The 16,782-nt window shown below is 65.5% G+C and carries 17 protein-coding genes and 4 pseudogenes; all 21 read right to left on the reverse strand.

Going from position 1 to position 16,782, the window contains the following annotated elements; all coding sequences use genetic code 11:
- Positions 1-8: 8 nt before the first annotated feature.
- Complete coding sequence (locus GEM_RS25680; protein ID WP_014900336.1) at positions 9-2,021, reverse strand: family 2A encapsulin nanocompartment cargo protein cysteine desulfurase; 2,013 nt, start codon at positions 2,019-2,021, stop codon at positions 9-11.
- Positions 1,996-2,928: a family 2A encapsulin nanocompartment shell protein gene (locus tag GEM_RS25685; RefSeq protein ID WP_014900337.1), complete on the reverse strand. Its 933-nt coding sequence runs from the start codon at positions 2,926-2,928 to the stop codon at positions 1,996-1,998. Before GEM_RS25685 ends, GEM_RS25680 begins: the two co-directional genes overlap by 26 nt.
- A 135-nt stretch (positions 2,929-3,063) precedes the next feature.
- On the reverse strand, positions 3,064-3,285 hold the full coding sequence (locus GEM_RS25690; protein ID WP_014900338.1) for a helix-turn-helix domain-containing protein: 222 nt from the start codon (positions 3,283-3,285) through the stop codon (positions 3,064-3,066).
- Positions 3,282-4,241 (reverse strand): serine O-acetyltransferase EpsC, encoded by a 960-nt coding sequence (gene epsC, locus GEM_RS25695; RefSeq protein ID WP_014900339.1) that lies wholly within the window; start codon positions 4,239-4,241, stop codon positions 3,282-3,284. The genes GEM_RS25690 and epsC overlap by 4 nt, the downstream gene beginning before the upstream one ends.
- Before the next feature lie 28 nt (positions 4,242-4,269).
- On the reverse strand, positions 4,270-4,740 hold the full coding sequence (locus GEM_RS25700) for a rhodanese-like domain-containing protein (protein ID WP_014900340.1): 471 nt from the start codon (positions 4,738-4,740) through the stop codon (positions 4,270-4,272).
- Between the two features lie 418 nt (positions 4,741-5,158).
- Positions 5,159-5,488, reverse strand: a pseudogene (locus GEM_RS32545) (amidase); the annotation flags it as partial.
- On the reverse strand, positions 5,473-5,766 hold the full coding sequence (locus tag GEM_RS32550) for an amidase family protein (protein ID WP_420358935.1): 294 nt from the start codon (positions 5,764-5,766) through the stop codon (positions 5,473-5,475). The gene GEM_RS32550 and the pseudogene GEM_RS32545, both read right to left, overlap by 16 nt.
- A 17-nt stretch (positions 5,767-5,783) precedes the next feature.
- Positions 5,784-6,575 carry an alpha/beta fold hydrolase gene (locus GEM_RS25715; RefSeq protein ID WP_014900341.1) on the reverse strand — a complete coding sequence of 264 codons (792 nt, stop codon included), beginning with the start codon at positions 6,573-6,575 and terminating at the stop codon, positions 5,784-5,786.
- A gap of 82 nt (positions 6,576-6,657) precedes the next feature.
- On the reverse strand, positions 6,658-7,014 hold the full coding sequence (locus GEM_RS25720; RefSeq protein WP_014900342.1) for a DUF4148 domain-containing protein: 357 nt from the start codon (positions 7,012-7,014) through the stop codon (positions 6,658-6,660).
- A 279-nt stretch (positions 7,015-7,293) separates the two neighbouring features.
- The gene (locus GEM_RS25725) at positions 7,294-7,830 is read right to left on the reverse strand and encodes a cytochrome P460 family protein (protein WP_014900343.1); all 537 of its coding nucleotides are present in this window, start codon (positions 7,828-7,830) and stop codon (positions 7,294-7,296) included.
- Positions 7,830-8,873 carry an alpha/beta fold hydrolase gene (locus GEM_RS25730; protein ID WP_014900344.1) on the reverse strand — a complete coding sequence of 348 codons (1,044 nt, stop codon included), beginning with the start codon at positions 8,871-8,873 and terminating at the stop codon, positions 7,830-7,832. The genes GEM_RS25725 and GEM_RS25730 overlap by 1 nt, the downstream gene beginning before the upstream one ends.
- A gap of 256 nt (positions 8,874-9,129) precedes the next feature.
- Positions 9,130-9,492, reverse strand: a pseudogene (locus GEM_RS25735) (hypothetical protein); the annotation flags it as partial.
- Positions 9,480-9,719, reverse strand: a pseudogene (locus GEM_RS25740) (epoxide hydrolase N-terminal domain-containing protein); the annotation flags it as partial. The pseudogenes GEM_RS25740 and GEM_RS25735, both read right to left, overlap by 13 nt.
- Positions 9,720-9,889: 170 nt before the next feature.
- Positions 9,890-10,486, reverse strand: a complete 597-nt coding sequence (locus GEM_RS25745) for a pyridoxamine 5'-phosphate oxidase family protein (RefSeq protein ID WP_014900347.1) — start codon at positions 10,484-10,486, stop codon at positions 9,890-9,892.
- 106 nt (positions 10,487-10,592) lie between these two features.
- Positions 10,593-10,781 (reverse strand): hypothetical protein, encoded by a 189-nt coding sequence (locus tag GEM_RS25750; RefSeq protein WP_014900348.1) that lies wholly within the window; start codon positions 10,779-10,781, stop codon positions 10,593-10,595.
- Positions 10,782-10,791: 10 nt separating this feature from the next.
- Positions 10,792-11,991 carry a PLP-dependent aminotransferase family protein gene (locus GEM_RS25755; protein ID WP_014900349.1) on the reverse strand — a complete coding sequence of 400 codons (1,200 nt, stop codon included), beginning with the start codon at positions 11,989-11,991 and terminating at the stop codon, positions 10,792-10,794.
- Positions 11,992-12,147: 156 nt separating this feature from the next.
- Positions 12,148-12,734, reverse strand: a pseudogene (locus GEM_RS30590) (HipA N-terminal domain-containing protein); the annotation flags it as partial.
- Positions 12,735-12,738: 4 nt separating this feature from the next.
- Positions 12,739-12,999 (reverse strand): helix-turn-helix domain-containing protein, encoded by a 261-nt coding sequence (locus GEM_RS25765; RefSeq protein ID WP_014900351.1) that lies wholly within the window; start codon positions 12,997-12,999, stop codon positions 12,739-12,741.
- A gap of 786 nt (positions 13,000-13,785) precedes the next feature.
- Positions 13,786-13,977 (reverse strand): hypothetical protein, encoded by a 192-nt coding sequence (locus GEM_RS25770; RefSeq protein ID WP_014900352.1) that lies wholly within the window; start codon positions 13,975-13,977, stop codon positions 13,786-13,788.
- A 173-nt stretch (positions 13,978-14,150) separates the two neighbouring features.
- Positions 14,151-15,596, reverse strand: a complete 1,446-nt coding sequence (locus tag GEM_RS25775) for a DEAD/DEAH box helicase (RefSeq protein WP_014900353.1) — start codon at positions 15,594-15,596, stop codon at positions 14,151-14,153.
- A 521-nt stretch (positions 15,597-16,117) separates the two neighbouring features.
- On the reverse strand, positions 16,118-16,699 hold the full coding sequence (locus GEM_RS25780; RefSeq protein ID WP_014900354.1) for an ester cyclase: 582 nt from the start codon (positions 16,697-16,699) through the stop codon (positions 16,118-16,120).
- Between the last annotated feature and the right edge of the window lie 83 nt (positions 16,700-16,782).

Raw genomic sequence — 16,782 nt, forward strand, 5'->3', positions numbered from 1 at the left:
CGCGCGTCTCAGCGCCGCGTCGCCAGCTTCCTCACGACACTCACCAGCGCATCGACTTCATCGCACGTGTTGTAGAACGCCAGCGACGGCCGCACCGTCGCCTCCAGCCCGAAGCGCCGCAGGATCGGCTGCGCGCAGTGATGCCCGGAGCGCACCGCGATGCCCTCTTCGTTCAACGCCTGCCCGACTTCCTCGGTCTCATAGCCCTTGAGCACGAACGACAACACGCTCGCCTTGTCGCGCGCGGTACCGACGAGCCGCACGCCCGGCACCGGCGCGAGCACGCTCGTCGCATAGGCGAGCAGGTCGTGCTCGTAGCGCGCGATGTTCTCGATGCCGACGCGGCCCACGTAGTCGAGCGCCGCACCCAGCCCCACCGCATCCGCGATATTGCCGGTGCCGGCCTCGAAGCGGTTCGGCGGCGGCTGGAACACCGTGCGCTCGAACGTCACGTCCGCGATCATGTTGCCGCCGCCCTGCCATGGCGGCATGTCGTCGAGGATCGCGCGCTTGCCGTACACGACGCCGATCCCGGTCGGCCCGTAGATCTTGTGCCCGGAGAACACGAAGAAATCCGCATCGAGTGCCTGCACGTCGACGCGCAGGTGCGAGATCGACTGCGCGCCGTCGACCAGCGCCTTCGCGCCCGCACGATGCGCGAGCTCGACGATCTCCTGCACCGGCACGACCGTGCCGAGCGCATTCGACACCTGCGTGACCGACACGATCTTCGTGCGATCGTTGAGCAGCTTCCGGTATTCGTCGAGCAGCACCTGCCCCGAATCGTCGACCGGAATCACACGCAGCTTCGCCCCCTTGAGCGCCGCGAGCTGCTGCCACGGCACGATGTTCGCGTGATGCTCGAGATGGGACACGACGATCTCGTCGCCTTCGCTGACATTCTGCACGCCCCACGTCTTCGCGATCAGGTTGATCGCCTCGGTCGTGCCGCGCACGAATACGATTTCGTCGGACGACGCCGCGCCGATGAAGCGCCGCACGGTGTCGCGCGCATGTTCGTACGCATCCGTCGCGCGGCCCGCCAGTGCATGCGCGGCGCGGTGGATGTTCGAGTTCTCGTGCGCATAGAAATACGCGAGACGATCGATCACGGCCTGCGGCTTGTGCGTCGTCGCCGCGTTGTCGAACCAGACGAGCTGCTTGCCGTTCACGCGTTCCTGCAGGATCGGGAAATCGCGGCGGATCGCATTCACGTCGAACGGCGGGTGCGCGCCGCGATACAGGTTGCCCTGCGGCTCGGCGGCATGCGCATCGTCGATGAAATAACGCGGCACGTCCGCGCCCGCTGCGCGCGACACCGGCACGTCGCGATGCACGGCGAGCAGGTCGCGCAACGCGTCGTCACCCGGCAGCCCGAACGCTTCCGGCGACGCGAGGCCGTTCGACGGCACGACGATGTCCTGCGGCGTCGCCTGCCAGCCCTGCAGCGAACCGTCGGTGAAGTAGTACGGCGACGCAGCCGGCGCAGCCTTCACCGCGCCCTCCGACACCGCCGCATTCGCCTGCGGCACGCCAAGCGTCGCGCCGCCGACGCGCGGTTCGAACGCGGGCGCGATCGACACCGCGTTGTCGGGCAGCCCGTTCTGCGCGGCTGCATGCGGTGCGAGCGCGGGCACGCGATTGCCGAGCGACAGCACGTGCGTCGGCGCGGACGGCGCGAGGTTCGCGCCGGGCGCCTTGCCTTGCGGCAACGCGAGGCCCGGCACGCCGGTGCCCGTGCCGCCCGGCCCCGCGAGCGGCGAGCCGGCCGGCGCCGGATTACTCACCGACGCGAGGATCGGCGCGGCAGCCGGCAACGCCGACGGCACGCCGCCAACGGCCCCGCTGCCCGCCGCCAGCCCGGGCGCGGTGGCCTGCCCGGGCGGCGTCGCGAAGAACTCGGACGCGAGCCGCGCGAGCGCCGCCGGGTCGGGCAGGCCGGCCGGCAGCGGCGCGTGCGGCAATGCGAGCGCGTCGCCGCCGGCCAGGCCGGGATTAACGGTAGGTGTCGGGATAGTCATGGAACTTGGCGATTTCGACGTCATCGAGGACAGCCAGCGCATCCGGCGAATGGACCGCGAGCGAGCAATACAGCGAGATCAGGTACGACGCGATCGCCTGGTTGTTGATCCCCATGAAGCGCACCGACAGGCCCGGCCCCTGCTCACCCGCGACGCCCGGCTGATACAGGCCGACGACGCCCTGACGCTTGTCGCCGACGCGCAGCAGCAGGATCTTGGTCTTGCCGTCGGCGACGGGCACCTTGTCCGACGGGATCAGCGGAATGCCGCGCCACGTGAGGAACTGCGAGCCGAACAGGCTGACCGTCGGCGGCGGCACGCCGCGCCGCGTGCATTCGCGGCCGAATGCGGCGACCGCGAGCGGATGGGTGAGGAAGAACGCGGGTTCCTTCCACACCTTGGTCAGCAGCTCGTCGAGGTCGTCCGGCGTCGGCGCGCCGGTCAGCGGGAAGATCCGCTGTTCGTCGGTCACGTTCGCGAGCAGCCCGTAGTCCGGGTTGTTGATCAGCTGGCTTTCCTGCAGCTCCTTGATCGTCTCGATCGTCAGGCGCAGCTGTTCCTTGATCTGGTCATGAGGACTGCTGTAGAGATCGGAGATCCGCGTATGCACGTCGAGCACCGTGCTCACCGCATTCAGGAAATACTCGCGCGGCTGTTCCTCGTACGGCACGAAGGTCCGCGGCAGCACGATTTCGTCCTCGAGCTGCGTGCACGCGGCGCGTACGGCTTCCGGGTTCTTCACCTGGTTCAGGCGATAAATGCCGGCCTCGACCGGCACCCATTGCAGCAGATGGGTCAACCAGCGCGGCGTAATCGTGGAAAGCTGCGGGACGGTCTTGGTAGCGTTTGCTAGTTGGCGGGCGGCGTGATCGCTCAGCGCGGCCGTGCCGCTTGCAACGGTCGACATGTGTGGCTCCGGGTTCTTAAGATGAAAAACGGGATTGCTTATGACGCTCGGTGATTATCGGAAGCACGCACCTGCCGGCTCAACATGCTATAGCCGTCACACGGCACAACCGAAGGGGAAAAGAAGCGGGATGCGTCAGGTGACGTACACGCCGGGCAGCAGCGTGGAGATCGACACGTCGAACGCGCGCGCGATCTTGTCGGCCGTGACGATCGACGCGATCGCCTCGCCGCGCTCGATCTCGCCGACATACGAGCGGTTCAGCCCCGCGTGTTCGGCGAGCTGCTCCTGCGACCACGTGCGCGCCTCGCGCAGCTTGCGCACGTTGGCGCCGAAGTGCTGGATCAGGTCGGTCATGTCGCCACCTGCGCGTCGGGCACCGGCTCGGCCGGCTCGACCCGCGCACGCGGCGCGGCGTTCGCTTCGCTGCGCAGCACGGCCTGCGTGACGTTGGCGCCGGCCGCTACGTCCTGCGTGAGCCACACGTTGCCGCCGATCACCGCGCCGCGGCCGATCGTCACGCGGCCGAGGATCGTTGCGCCCGCATAGATCACGACGTCGTCCTCGACGATCGGATGACGTGCCAGCCCTTTCTCCAGATGGCCGGCCGCATCGCGCGGGAAACGCTTGGCACCCAGCGTGACGGCCTGGTACACGCGCACGCGCTCGCCGATGATCGCGGTCTCGCCGATCACGACGCCCGTGCCGTGGTCGATGAAAAAGCCGCCGCCGATGCGCGCGCCCGGATGAATGTCGATGCCGGTTTCCGCGTGTGCCTGCTCGGCGATGATCCGCGCGAGCAGCGGCAGCCCGAGCCGGTACAGCTCGTGCGCGAGCCGGTGGTGGATCATCGCGAGGATGCCCGGATAGCAGAGCAGCACTTCGTCGACGCTGCCAGCGGCCGGATCGCCATGGAACGCAGCCAGCACGTCGCTGTCGAGCAGCCGGCGGATGTCGGGCAAACGTGCGGCGAACGCCTGCACGGCGGTGGCAGCCGCTTCGTCGATCCGCGCGTCGGCGTTACGTTGCCGCGCCGCGTAGCGCAGCTCGAGCGTCACCTGCGCGAGCAGCGCGTTCAGTGCCGCGTCGAGCGCGTGCGCCACATGGAAGTTCTCGCTCTCCTGCCGCAGGTCGGGCGGCCCGAGCCGCATCGGGAACAGCACGCCCTTCAGCGCGCCGATGATCTGGGCGAGCGCCTCGCGCGCCGGCAGGTCGCGCCCGCCCGGTTCGAGCGAGCGCCGCTGCTTCTCGCGCCACGCGCGGCGCACGGTCTGGAGCGACTGAACGATGTCGTCGATATCGAATGCGGCCATGCTGACTTCTCCCCGTAACGGCCGTGACTCAGTCCTGCGCCCACGGCAGGCCGCGATGGCGCCAGCCGTTGCGGTCGCCGCGATGCAGCCGTTCGTCGAGGTCGCCCTCGAACCCTTCGAGCACGTTGAATACTTGCGTGAACCCGCCTTTGGTCGCGGCTTCGGCCGCCTGCGCGGAGCGGTTGCCGCTGCGGCAGAGCAGCAGCACCACCGCGTCCTTGCCGGTCTTCGCTTCCAGTTCGCGCACGAAGCGCGGGTTGCGCGTAAGGCTCGTGCCGGTCGCCCACGGCACATGCAGCGATTCCGGCACGTGGCCGACGAATTTCCGTTCCTCCGCGGTGCGCACGTCGACCAGCAGCGCGTCGCCGGCGGAACACAGGGCCCACGCGGCTTCCGGCGCCACGCCGCCCGCGTAGGGCGTGCCCGCCGATGCGGCCGCCGCGCGGGCGTCTTCGAGCGCCTGCTGGGCGGCGGTTCGTTGTTCCAGTGCAACCATCATCAAGCTTCCTTGTTCTCGCAGATTCGTATGACCCACCACGCCGGGAATGCGGCCGGTGCAGCTTGCTTGCTGTCTATAGCCGTCAGCGCCACTATGCGAGCGCGGTCCAGGAAGCTGAACCAATAAAAATTCATTTCCTAATCAGCCGCGTGCGAAATGCAATAGCAGACGCGCGCTATCGCGGCGGGTTCGTGCGGGGGATAGGAGGCGATGGCCATTCGATGTCGTGCACCGAAGGTTATTGAAAGGTGAAAGGAGCGCGAGATAGCGAACGATGCGGCGCGCGCCGCGCGCCGCACGTTGTCATGGAATCCGAAATGGCATCGTGCACCGGTTTGAGTGGCGCACGCATCGACGCATCGATGAAGCACGACCGATGGACGCGGTGCAGCGCCGACGCGCCACACCCGTCACCGCATCAGGGCACCGGATCGCCCGGCACAACCGGCGCGCCGCGCGCCTCGATATCGCGCCCGGCAAGCAGGCACAGATCCTCGCGATGATGCGCGGCGACCACCTGCACACCGACCGGCACGCGGTTCACGAGCCCCGTCGTCACCGCGAGCCCTGGCAGCCCCATCGCCGGCAGCGCACGCAGCGTGAGCTGCGCTTCCCATACGCGCTCGAACCCGTCCGGCCCCTTCCGATCGAGATCGTCGGGGAACGGCAGTTCCGACGACACCGGCAGCAGCAACACCGCGTATTCGTCGAGAAACAGCCGCCACTGCCGCGTCAGCGTGGTACGCCGGCGAGCGGGCCCGGATCGTCGCCGCGCGCGATCGCGCGATCGACTTCGTCGGCTTGCCGCCGCACGTCGTCGGGACGATGCTCGACCACCGCGTTGATCGCCGGATTCACCGCGTCGAGACGGGCGAGCGTGGCATCGGCCACTTCCCGCGCGGAGACTTCGCGGTGCCGCACCCGCTTCGCGATTTCGATAGCGGACAGTTGCCAGAGCTGTTGCGTCACGATTCGTCCTCGTGAAAGGGCATCACAATCGCCGACGGCGCCGCGCATTATCCACATCGCGGCACCGCGTTCACTCACTGCGCATCCTGCTTCGCACGTTCTGCAGCCGCGATGATCGCGTCGGCCACGGCCTCCGGCTGGCTCAGCATCGCGACATGGCTGCCGTTCACGCGCGTGACCGTCGCGCCGATCCGCTTCGCCATCGCCTCCTGCAGATTCGGATCGATCATCCGGTCCTGCGTCGCGACGACGAACGACGACGGCTTCGCATGCCAGGCGGCCTGCGTGACCTTCTCCGAAATGCAGCCACCGTACCACGGCCCTTGCGTCGCCGCGACGACGCGCTGCTGCACGGGCGGCAGGTCCGGCGCGAAATCCTGCGCGATCGCCTTGTCCGACAGCGTCGCGAAGCCACCGGCGTCCTTGCGTAGTTCGCCGGCCCACGCCGGTGCCGGCAGCCCCTGCGTGACGTCGGCAATCGACTGGCCGTTGTCGGGCGCGAACGCGGCGACGTAGACGAGCGACTTGACCTTGTCGTTGTTGCCCGCGTCGCTGATCACGACACCGGCCCACGAGTGGCCGACCAGCACGACGGGCCCCTTCTGCTCGTCGATCGCGCGCTTCGTCGCTGCCGCGTCGTCGGCGAGCGAGCTCAGCGGGTTCTGCACCGATACGACATGCAGACCGCGCGCTTCGAGCAGCGGAATCACGCGATTCCAGCTCGACCCGTCGGCGAACGCGCCATGCACGAGCACGACGTTCGTGCCCTTCAGGTCGTCCTTCGGCGCTGCCTGCGCCGCGACCGCACCGAACAGCCCGCCGATCACCGCCGCGGACACCAGAACCCGTTTCGTCAAACCGACCATCGTCATGCTCCTTTCTGTCGTGTTGTTCATATCAAGTGTTGCTGATGCGACTGCGCCTGCGTCCGGCAGGCGCGGCAACCGATCACGAATGCGCGTACAGATCGTCGGCAGCCGTGCGTGAATTCCGTGCGGCACGCGGGTCGGCTGCGGCGTAGCGGCCGGCCGGCGTCGACGCTTTGGCCACGTTGTCGTCCTGCGACTTCGACGGGCCGTTCTGGTCCGAACGCGCGACCTGCTCCGCGGCGGCGACGGCGCTCTGTGCGGCGGCGATATCGTCCGGGTAATGTGCTTCGCTGCCGGCCGGGTTGTAGCCGGCCTTCTCGAGGCGGACGAGCTCGGCGCGCACGTCGGCACGCGTGAGGCCGTGGCCGGTATCGGCAAACGACAATGCGGGGAGGGAAGCGAGCACTGCAACTGCGAGGATTCGAGCGGCTTTCATGAGCGTTCTCCTGAGAGGAAGTTGGGTATCGATCACTTGGTATCCGATGCGAACGTCTGGCACCGAACGTTTGCTGCATGTCGACAGTAGAACCCGCCCACGTATCCGGCATGTTTCCGAAACAGGGGTGTTGTGCAATCCGATGTTTCCGCAACGGCTCCAGATACAGTGCAATACAAACCCGCACAACAACGTACCGCTCGCCCTGCCTCCCGCCGCACAAAAAAGGCGTGCCTCACGTGGCACGCCTCTTCGTCAAACCGATCGCGTCAAGTCACATCAAGGCGCCAACCGCGTGAACACATAGTCGTGATTCTTCACGCGCGCCTGGTGACACGCAAAGCACGTCTGATGCTGACCGATATCGGCCGGCACGCCGCTGATGAAGCGCCCGAAACCCCAGCCGCCCGTCGACGCATAGCGACGCGAATCCTTCACCATCACCTGCACGGTTGTCGCCTGGCCGGGCACCGTCGCCGGTGCGAACTCGTCGGACTGCTTGCGCTTGTACGCGAGTTTCACGAGGATCGTGCCGTCCGGAAACGGCAGCGTCGACTGTTCGAGCGCTCGGATCGCGACGGGGTTGCCGAGCACCACGCGCAGTTCGTCGAGCGGCGCCGCTTCCTCGGCCGGCGCGACCATTTCCCACTTCCGGTAGCCGGGCGGAATCGTGACCCCGTAGATCGGCGACGCGGCCGGCTTCGGCTGCTCGGCAAACGCGGCCGGGCCGCTCGCCGACAGCACGCCGGCCAGCAGCACGCCCGCGCCGAGCGCACGGCGCGCGCCGAGATGCAACACGCCAGCGGGTGCCCGCATCACAGATGCTCCACTTGCAGGATCGCATCGGCGAACGCCTGCGGCGCTTCCTGCGGCAGGTTGTGGCCGATGCCGCCGGTGATCGTCCGGTGCTGGTACTTGCCCGTGAACTTCTTCGCGTATGCGGCCGGCTGCGGATGCGGCGCGCCGTTCGCGTCGCCTTCCATCGTGATCGTCGGCACGGTGATCGCCGGACCGGCCGCGAGACGCCGCTCGATGTCGTCGTACTGCGCTTCGCCCTTCGCGAGCCCGAGGCGCCAGCGATAGTTGTGGATCACGACGGCCACGTGATCGGGGTTCTGGAACGACGCGGCACTGCGCGCGTAGGTCTCGTCGGAGAACTGCCACTTCGGCGACGCAAGCTGCCAGATCAGCTTGTTGAACGCATCGCGATTCTCCGCGTAGCCGAGCGCGCCGCGCTCGGTCGTGAAGTAGAACTGATACCACCACTGGAATTCGGCCTGCGGCGGCAGCGGCTTGCGGTTCGCCTCCTGGCTGCCGATCAGGTAGCCGCTCACCGACACCAGCGCCTTCACGCGCTGCGGCCACAGCGCCGCGATGATGTCGGCCGTGCGCGCGCCCCAGTCGTAGCCGCCGAACACCGCTCGGTCGATCTTCAGCGCATCCATCAGCGCGACGATGTCGACGGCCGTCACCGCCTGCTGGCCATTGCGCACCGTGTCGGCCGAGCGGAACGTGGTCGACCCGTAGCCGCGCAGGTACGGCACGATCACGCGGTAGCCGGCCGCCGTCAGCAGCGGCGCAACTTCCGCGTAGCTGTAGATGTCGTACGGCCAGCCGTGCAGCAGGAACACGACGGGGCCGTTCTTCGGCCCGAGGTCCGCATACCCGACGTTGAGCACGCCGGCGTCGATCTGGTGGATCTTGCCCAGCGACGCGACGCCAGCCGCGCCTTTCGCCGTCGCTGCGGCAGGCGCCGACTGCGCGTGCGCCAACGCGCCGAACCCGAGGTCGGCCAGGGTCAGGCTGGCGAGCGTCGTACCCAGGATCAGGCGGCGGCGGGTGTTCACGGTATCAGGCATGACTCGTTCTCCATTGTCGATCGCTAAGGAAGGGGCCCGCGGCACGTGCGGACACTTCGGTATCGCCGTTCACGCCGGCGGTGCATGGCACTGCGCCACCGCGTGAATTGCTTCACCGGTTTTATATCCGAACCATCCGGATGCTTTGTATCGCAACGTATCTGGGTTCGATCGCGACACACGGCGATTCAAAATCGCACGCGAAACGATGCGTCTCGGGAGCCGTGCGGCACACGCGGCCCCGTGTGCCGATGCGTCAGAGCAGCTTGACGATCGCGGGCACGCTGAGCACCGCGACGTAATACCCCATGAACTGCACGCCCGTGTTGAACGCGAACAGCCGCGACAGCATGCCGCCGAACAGGCCGACCGTGACGATCACCGCGAGCCCCAGCAGCTGCCCTTCCCACACGCCGATCACGACGATCAGCCCCGCGAAGGTCGCGATGATCGCCTCGTGGCTCAGCTTGCGCGCGACGAACGACACCGCGCGGTGCGCGTGGTGCATCGCGAGCAGATACGCGATCAGCCCGGCCAGCAGGATCGACAGCAGCCCGTAGCCGAGAAACTCGAGCCAGCTCATCAGCGTATGCAGGTTGTGGATCTGCGCGCAAGCCGCACACCCTGCGATTCGTCGGCGACGGTCTCGCGGCCCGGCCAGCGCGTCGCGGCGATTCGGCGGCGCAGGTCGACCAGCGCTTCATCGGGAATGTGTGCGGTGAACGGCCGTATGCCGTTGTCGCCGGTTGCCGCGTGAAGCGCGGTGGACAGCATCGCGGTAACACCGGCGACGACGGAAGTGGCCAGCAGGTGGCGACGCATCGGGGAAAACGGTGTGGAAGACATCGTTCGGCATCTCCTTTCGTGAGGTGGAAAGTGAACATGCCGCGCGCCCTGTCGCGCGTTCTTTCATTCGGGCGCGCGCAGGTTATGCGGCGTTGCCCATTTGAAAGGTGTGATTTATCCCGGATGTGTCTCGTTTGTATGCGTTTGTCGCCGTGCTGCGGCCGTCGCCGTCAGGGCGCGATCCAGCGGCCTTCGTAGCCGTCGTCGTTCAGGTCGAACACCGCACGGCGATGGCCGCTGCGCGCGAGCTCGAGCCAGTCGATGCGCGTCACCGTGACGTGGAGCAGGCAGAAATTTTGATAACCGTCGTCGGTGGCGGCGGCGCTTTGGCTCGTCGCGACGTTCGCGTCTTCAGGCGACTCGATCGGCGTGCCCGGACGCAACGGTGCGCGATACAGCAGCAGCGTATGCGGACGGCTCGATTGCCAGATCGCGCGACGCTGCGCTTCATCGTCGCAGATCGATGCGACGCCTTCCGCACGAATCTGCACGAGCGCATCGAGATCGTTCGCGACGATCGCGATGCGCGGATCGCGGCGCAGCTCCGCGACTTTCTCCGAACGCACGTCGGTATGGAACGACAGCTGACGATCGGCGCGGCTCACTTGCCGCAACACGATCGTGCGCACCTTCGGCGCGCCGTCGACGCCGAGCGTCGCGGCCTGAAGCATCGTGAACGGCGAGCGCTGGGTGCTGACGCCGGACTCGAGGCAGGACCAGAGATGATCGTATGTTTGCTCGAGCGATTCGGAGGCGGGATCGGACATGATGGCGCGGCGAGCGTGCGGGATTCGATCGCGCTAGCTTAACTGTTTCGGCGGCGGTGCTCGCGGTGCTTTCGCGGCTTTCGTTGCGAGTCCGCCGCCACGTGGTTCAGTTGTAGCCGAGTACGACCGGTGCGGCGTCGCTCGTGTCGGTCGAATCCGCGCCGAAGCGGCCGAGCACGTCGGCGACGTACTGCGGCCCCGCGCTGATCTGCGACGACTTGTGCTCGACCGGACGGATATCGGCCATGCCCGGCGCTTCGTCCATCCATGCGGTGTCGTTGATGATGATGTTCATAGGTGTCTCCTCACGCGGCCAGCGCCGCACCATACGCGCGCACGAGGCGCGCCACGCCTTCCCGGATCGCATCGACGTCGGGCGCGGCGAACGACAGGCGCAGCGATGCGGCGTCGACGTTGTCCGCGAAGAATGCCTTGCCCGGCACGAACACGACCTTGTTCGCGATCGCCTGCTGCAGCAGCGCGTCCGACGACACCGCGCCGATCCGCGCCCACACGAACATCCCGCCTTCGGGACGATGGAACGTGATCGCATCGCCGAATCCGTCGCGCAGCGCGTCGCACATCGCGTCGCATTTGCCCTTGTAAGCGGCCGTGATGCGCGGCAGATGGCGTTCGAGTGCGCCGTCGGCGAGATATTCGGCGGCGGCGGCTTGCGTCCACGGCGTGCTGCACAGATCGACCGTCTGCTTCGCGATTACGCAGCGCCGCGCGATCTCGGCCGGCGCGATCGTCCAGCCCACGCGCAGCCCCGGCGCGACGATTTTCGACAGGCTCGCAAAGTGCACGATCCAGTCGCGTGCGCCTTCGACTTCACGGGCGAGTGCGAGCATCGACGGCACCGGTTCGCCCGCGAAACGCAGGTCACCGTAGGGATCGTCCTCGACGATCAGGAAACGGTATTGCACCGCGAGACGCAACAGTTTCAAGCGGCGTTCACGCGTGAGCGTCGCGCCGGTCGGGTTCGCGAAGGTCGGGACCGTGTACAGCAGCTTCGGCTGCGCGATCGCGCCGGATGCGAGCTGCGATGCCAAGCGGTCGACGTCGAGGCCTGCGCCGTCGACGGGGATCGTGACGATACGCGCCTGTTGCAGTCGCATCGCCGACAGCGTTGCCGGGTAAGCCGGTTGTTCGGTCAGCACGACGTCGCCCGGGGCAACCATCACGCGCAGCAGCAGGTCGAGGCCCTGCTGCGAGCCGGTCGTGACGAGCAGTTCGGCCGGCGTGCACGTCACGCTGCGGCGCGCCATCAATGCGATCAGTTGCTGCTTCAGTTCGGCGAGGCCGTCGGTCGGGCCGTATTGCAGGCAGCGGACCGGCTGCGCGTACGCGCGTTCGGCGGCGGTGTTCAGGCCGTCGACGTCGAACAGCTCGCTGGCCGGGTAGCCGCCCGCGAAGGAAATCATCCCCGGTTCGGAGAGGTATTTGAACAGCTCGCGGATCGGCGATCCGGCAGGGTTTTGGAATGAGGGCGTGAACGCGTACATGTCGTCGTGAGCTGGATGGCACGGACGGCCGGGATAGCCGACAGGTGCCGCCCCGCCGCGGTGCTTCTGGCGCGACGGCGGGGAATTCGAGCCACGATTGTCGATAGTCATTAACGCTGCGGCAAACGATATCTATGCACTAGGTCTTGCGGTTTGGTCATTAATTGGGGTGGTGGCGGATGGCTTTTCGATTGCGCGGGTCGAGTGCATTCGTTTGCTCGTCGGAGCCTTGATGATGTGCCGGCTCGTGCGCAGCGTCTGCTTGCCCACCGGCGTCTGAAACGATGAGGATTCAGGCGCCAGAAACTTGGGCACGGCCCCGGAAATCGCCGCGCGAGCGTAGTACCGCACCAGTTCCGCGAAGTGAGCGGTCGTGATGTCTTCGTGTAGCAGGCGCTTGAGATCGAGCGGTTCGAGCTCACCGCCTGGCGCGCCACCTTCGGATGAGACGGTCACGCGCCGATGCCCGAGCCTCGGATAACAGCCAGAAGCGAAAGGCCCGTTCCGTCGAGATAAGGACCGAACTCCTCACGAATCACCTGAAGGAGAAAACCCTCCGGCAAGTTCTGGCGGAAGAAGGGATGCAAATCGCGAGGCCACACCCAAGCGTCTTCGCGAACGGGCATCGTCAGGCTGGCAAAATCGGCGGCGGTCGCGTTTTCGGTATAGCGCAACGCGTAATCATCCGCCTGACGATCGAGATGAGCGACGAGCTTGCCTTTGACATGGACGTGCAGGCGCATGTCGTTAGCCCCCCGTCTGGCGCTGTTCGGCCAGAACGTCGTCCAACGTGCGCTGATGTCCGCGCTGAACCAGTCGCAGATCGTAGCCGGCCGCCTCGAGCAGACGCACGAGCGCAGATACGCTCATGTCGCCTCGCGCGAGCGTTTCCATGCGGGCAAGCGTCGTGCGCGCGATGCCGGCGCGCTCCGCAAGCTCTCTCTGGGAAAGCCCGGCCGTGCTGCGCGCCTCTTTCAGCATCTCTCCGACATCGGACAGTGTGGTCATTTGTAGCCTCGAGGCATCAAAAATGGGGGAGCCCGGGATTATTGTAGCCCAAGGGATACAAATTACCACGCACACACATGTAGCCCCAGGGACACAAATTTCGGAGAAATGGGACATTCTGTAGCCCTAGGGCTACCAACTCTGCTGCAGCGGCAACGCAGACCACGCACTGCGATCGCTGCTTTGCCGTCCACGTCGCCGCAGCGAAGAAGCCTGATGCAACGGTGGAGGAGCGTTCGGAGGCACCGGGTATTGCGATCAACGTGACGTCACCCGGCGCTCGATATGGCCGTACAGTTAAGCGGATGCTTGATGATGGAGACGTAGGGTGTCTAGACCGTGCGCGTGAAGCAAGTGTCCATGGTGGCCGCCTTCCTTCGTTAACTACCGACTGTCCCCGGGACACAACGCAGCCACACCCTAGCGAGCAGGCATTTTTGTTATTGATCGAACATAGACGTGCGCTTGCGGGATTACCAGGCGACGCCAAGTTCTTTTAGCAATTAAAAGACACTGAAATCCTTATAATTGAAGACATGTCGTTTTGATTACAGTTTTTAATAAACCATCTTATTATAGGAACAGAAACACATACGGCTCCGTCGGATTGCGCGAGTATGAAGAGAATGGACGTGCACGGAAATTCCGGACGAACGCAACGCGGTCGATCCCGACGTCGACTGTGCTGCAAACGGCCGATCTTGCGACTTTCATCACACGGGTCGAACGGCCGTTTGCCGGGCGGTGCGACAACGGCGCACCGGGCGCCCGGCAGCGGACGCCACGTCAGCGGGTGGTAATTTCGACGGCCAGGATTTCGAATCCGGGGTCGGCGTTCTCGTTCGCCGCCTTTTTCGCTTCTTCATACGACAGAAAGGACATGGCCTCCTGAATCTCCGGTGCCATGCCGATGTCGCCGTCCTCGCCGGTGCAGAGGAACTGCTGGCCGGTCTTCACGACATAGATGGTCGTCGTCATGTCTCCCTCCGTGGTTTGCAAGGGGAACTTTCAGTCTAGCTTCCACGATTCCGTATGCAACCCCGGCAGCCGGTTACCCGCTGACCTGATGCACGTCGAAGCCACGCCGTTGCCGCCCGGCGAACCCCGAACCGCCAGCCGGTTCGATGGCTGGCGTGAGTCGTCCCCACGGATCAGGGTTGGCGTTTGCCGCGGCCACCAGCAGGTTTGCCGGCCGGCTTGCCTGAACCCGCCGCCGCCTTGCTGGCGGGTTTGCTACGCGGCTTTTGCACGCTGAACGGGCTGCCGCTGGACACGCCCGCCCCCTTACCCGCAGCCCCAGCGCGCGGCGCCACAGGCTTTCGTTTGCTGTCGCCACCTTGCGGCCGCGTTTTTTTGCCGGACACGGGCATGGCGCCCGCCCCGGCTTGCGGCACTTTGGGCTTCTTCGGCTTCTTGGGCTTCTTGATGATCTGCCCCGTCGCGCTGGTTTCCGGCACGCGGTGTTCAGCTTCAAAACCCGGCTCTTCTTCACGGCGCAGCGTTTGCCGGATCAGCGCTTCGATCGCGGCCAGTTGCGGTGCTTCATCGGCACACACCAGCGACACCGCCACACCGCTGGCGCCTGCGCGGCCAGTACGGCCAATACGGTGCACATAGTCTTGCGCCACGATCGGCAGATCAACGTTGATCACCAGCGGCAGGTCGTCGATATCCAGCCCGCGCGCAGCCACATCGGTGGCGACCAGCATATTGACTTCGCCCGTCTTGAAGCGCTCCAGCGCACGCAGGCGCGCGGGTTGCGGTTTGTCGCCGTGGATGGTGTCGACCGCATAGCCCGCGTCATTCAACATCGCCGCCAGGTAATCCACGCCATTGCGGGTTTTGACGAACACCAGCGCGTGCTCCCAGTTGTTCTCGGCCACCAGGTGCATGAAGAGGTCAGGCTTGTTCCGCTTGTCCACCGGCACCACCCACTGCTTGATCTTGCTGGCCGTGGCATTGGGCGGGCTGACGCTGATATTGACCGGGCCGCGCAGAATGCCCGCCGCCATGGCGCGGATATCGTCGGTAAACGTGGCAGAGAACAGCAGGGTCTGGCGCTGGACGGGCAAGGCGGCAAAGACGGCGTCGAGTTCGCGCGCAAAGCCCAGATCGAGCATCCGGTCGGCTTCATCCAGCACCAGCGTCTGCACTTGGTCAAACTGCACTGCGTTCTGGCGGTTGAGATCCAGCAAACGGCCGGGCGTGGCAACGAGCACATCCACGCCTTTGCGCAACTTCATCATCTGCGGGTTGATACTCACACCGCCGTAGGCGGCCAGGAATCGCAGGTCGAGGCCTTTGCCGTATTCGATAAAGCTTTGCAGCACTTGTTCAGCCAGTTCACGCGTGGGCACCAGCACCAGCACGCGCGCGCGGTTGCTGGACACCGCCGGGCCGTGTTGCACCAGCCGTTGCAACAGCGGCAGCGCAAAACCCGCCGTTTTGCCCGTGCCGGTTTGTGCCGCAGCCATCACGTCCTTGCCGCCGAGCACGGCGGGAATCGCCTTCGCCTGCACCGGCGTAGGCACCTGGTAATTGAGGTCCTGCAGATTGCGCAGCAAGGGTTCGATCAGGCCAAGCGAGGCAAAAGACATTGACGCGTTCCGGGCTAAAAACCGCAATTCTAGCGGTTACCGCCTGGTTGCGCCGATCTGCCCTGCCGTCACCGTGCGCATGCGTTCGATACCGCCTGAAATGATGCAGGCGCAACGACAGCGCCTGAATCCTGGCATGGGTCGTACGATACGGTTGATCGCTCGATGGTCTTGCTTCACCGTGTTGGATTGATAAGGATGGCGTATCCGAAACGATCACCACGGGCGAGAAAGAGCAGTGCCACAGCGCGGCGCTCCGGACGTTGCTGGTCGGGTCGTCGCGATGGCGGCTTGATGTGAGAACAGCCGCTCAACCTCATCGCGCCCCGGAACGTCGGCTTGCTCGTTCAGTCCGGCGGACAGGGTTATCTGCGTCACGCAGACGTTGCCACTGGCGCTGAACACACTGGATCGATGCGGCCCTTGGGGACGCGAGCCAGTTCGTCCTCGATGGCATTGATGGCGCGCTCCATCTGCAGCGCGGCACGCCTCGCTTTGCCAGGCGAGGCGTGTGCGCGGAACTACTTCGTGACGCCCAGTTGTTTCATCAGCGTCGCGTTATCCCAATACAGATACTCTTCGTCCATGGTGCCCTGCTTGTTCCAGTGACCAAGCGTTGCCATCGGCAGGTGGTAAGTCTTTCCCGTCGGCGGGATCACGGTTCCATCCGGCAGCGCCATGGGTTTGGTGAACGTGCCGTCCAGAAATCCTGCGACGGCGGTCCATGTGGCATCGGCCGTCCCGAACCGAATCGGATGTTCGGTGATGCGATTATCGGGCGCGAACGTCCACATGAACTCCAGTTCCTTGATGTGATCCGGAATTCCCTTGGTGGTGTGGCCATCCGGATAGTGAACGACGATGTCCGCGGCATGGCTCTTGTGAAGATCCTGCCACTGCTGGTTCGTGTAGACACGGAAGTCCAGATCATCGAACGTTTTCAGGTTCCGGGACAACGTCTGCGGCATGCTCTTGATGAACGGTGCGATCTGATCGGCTCGCGTCGGAGGCCAGGCGTTCTCTTCTGCGGCATTCGCCGGGGCGTTCATCAGCCCGGTCACCATCAGTGTGGCGGCAACAGCGAATTTGAGCTTATTCGTCATGACGTTTCTCTTATTCATATATGGGAAGCGCATACCTCGGCGCGAAGCGTTTAATACAACAACGTCATTCATCTGCTACGTAC

Source organism: Burkholderia cepacia GG4 (assembly GCF_000292915.1).
Taxonomy (GTDB): Bacteria; Pseudomonadota; Gammaproteobacteria; order Burkholderiales; family Burkholderiaceae; genus Burkholderia; species Burkholderia cepacia_D.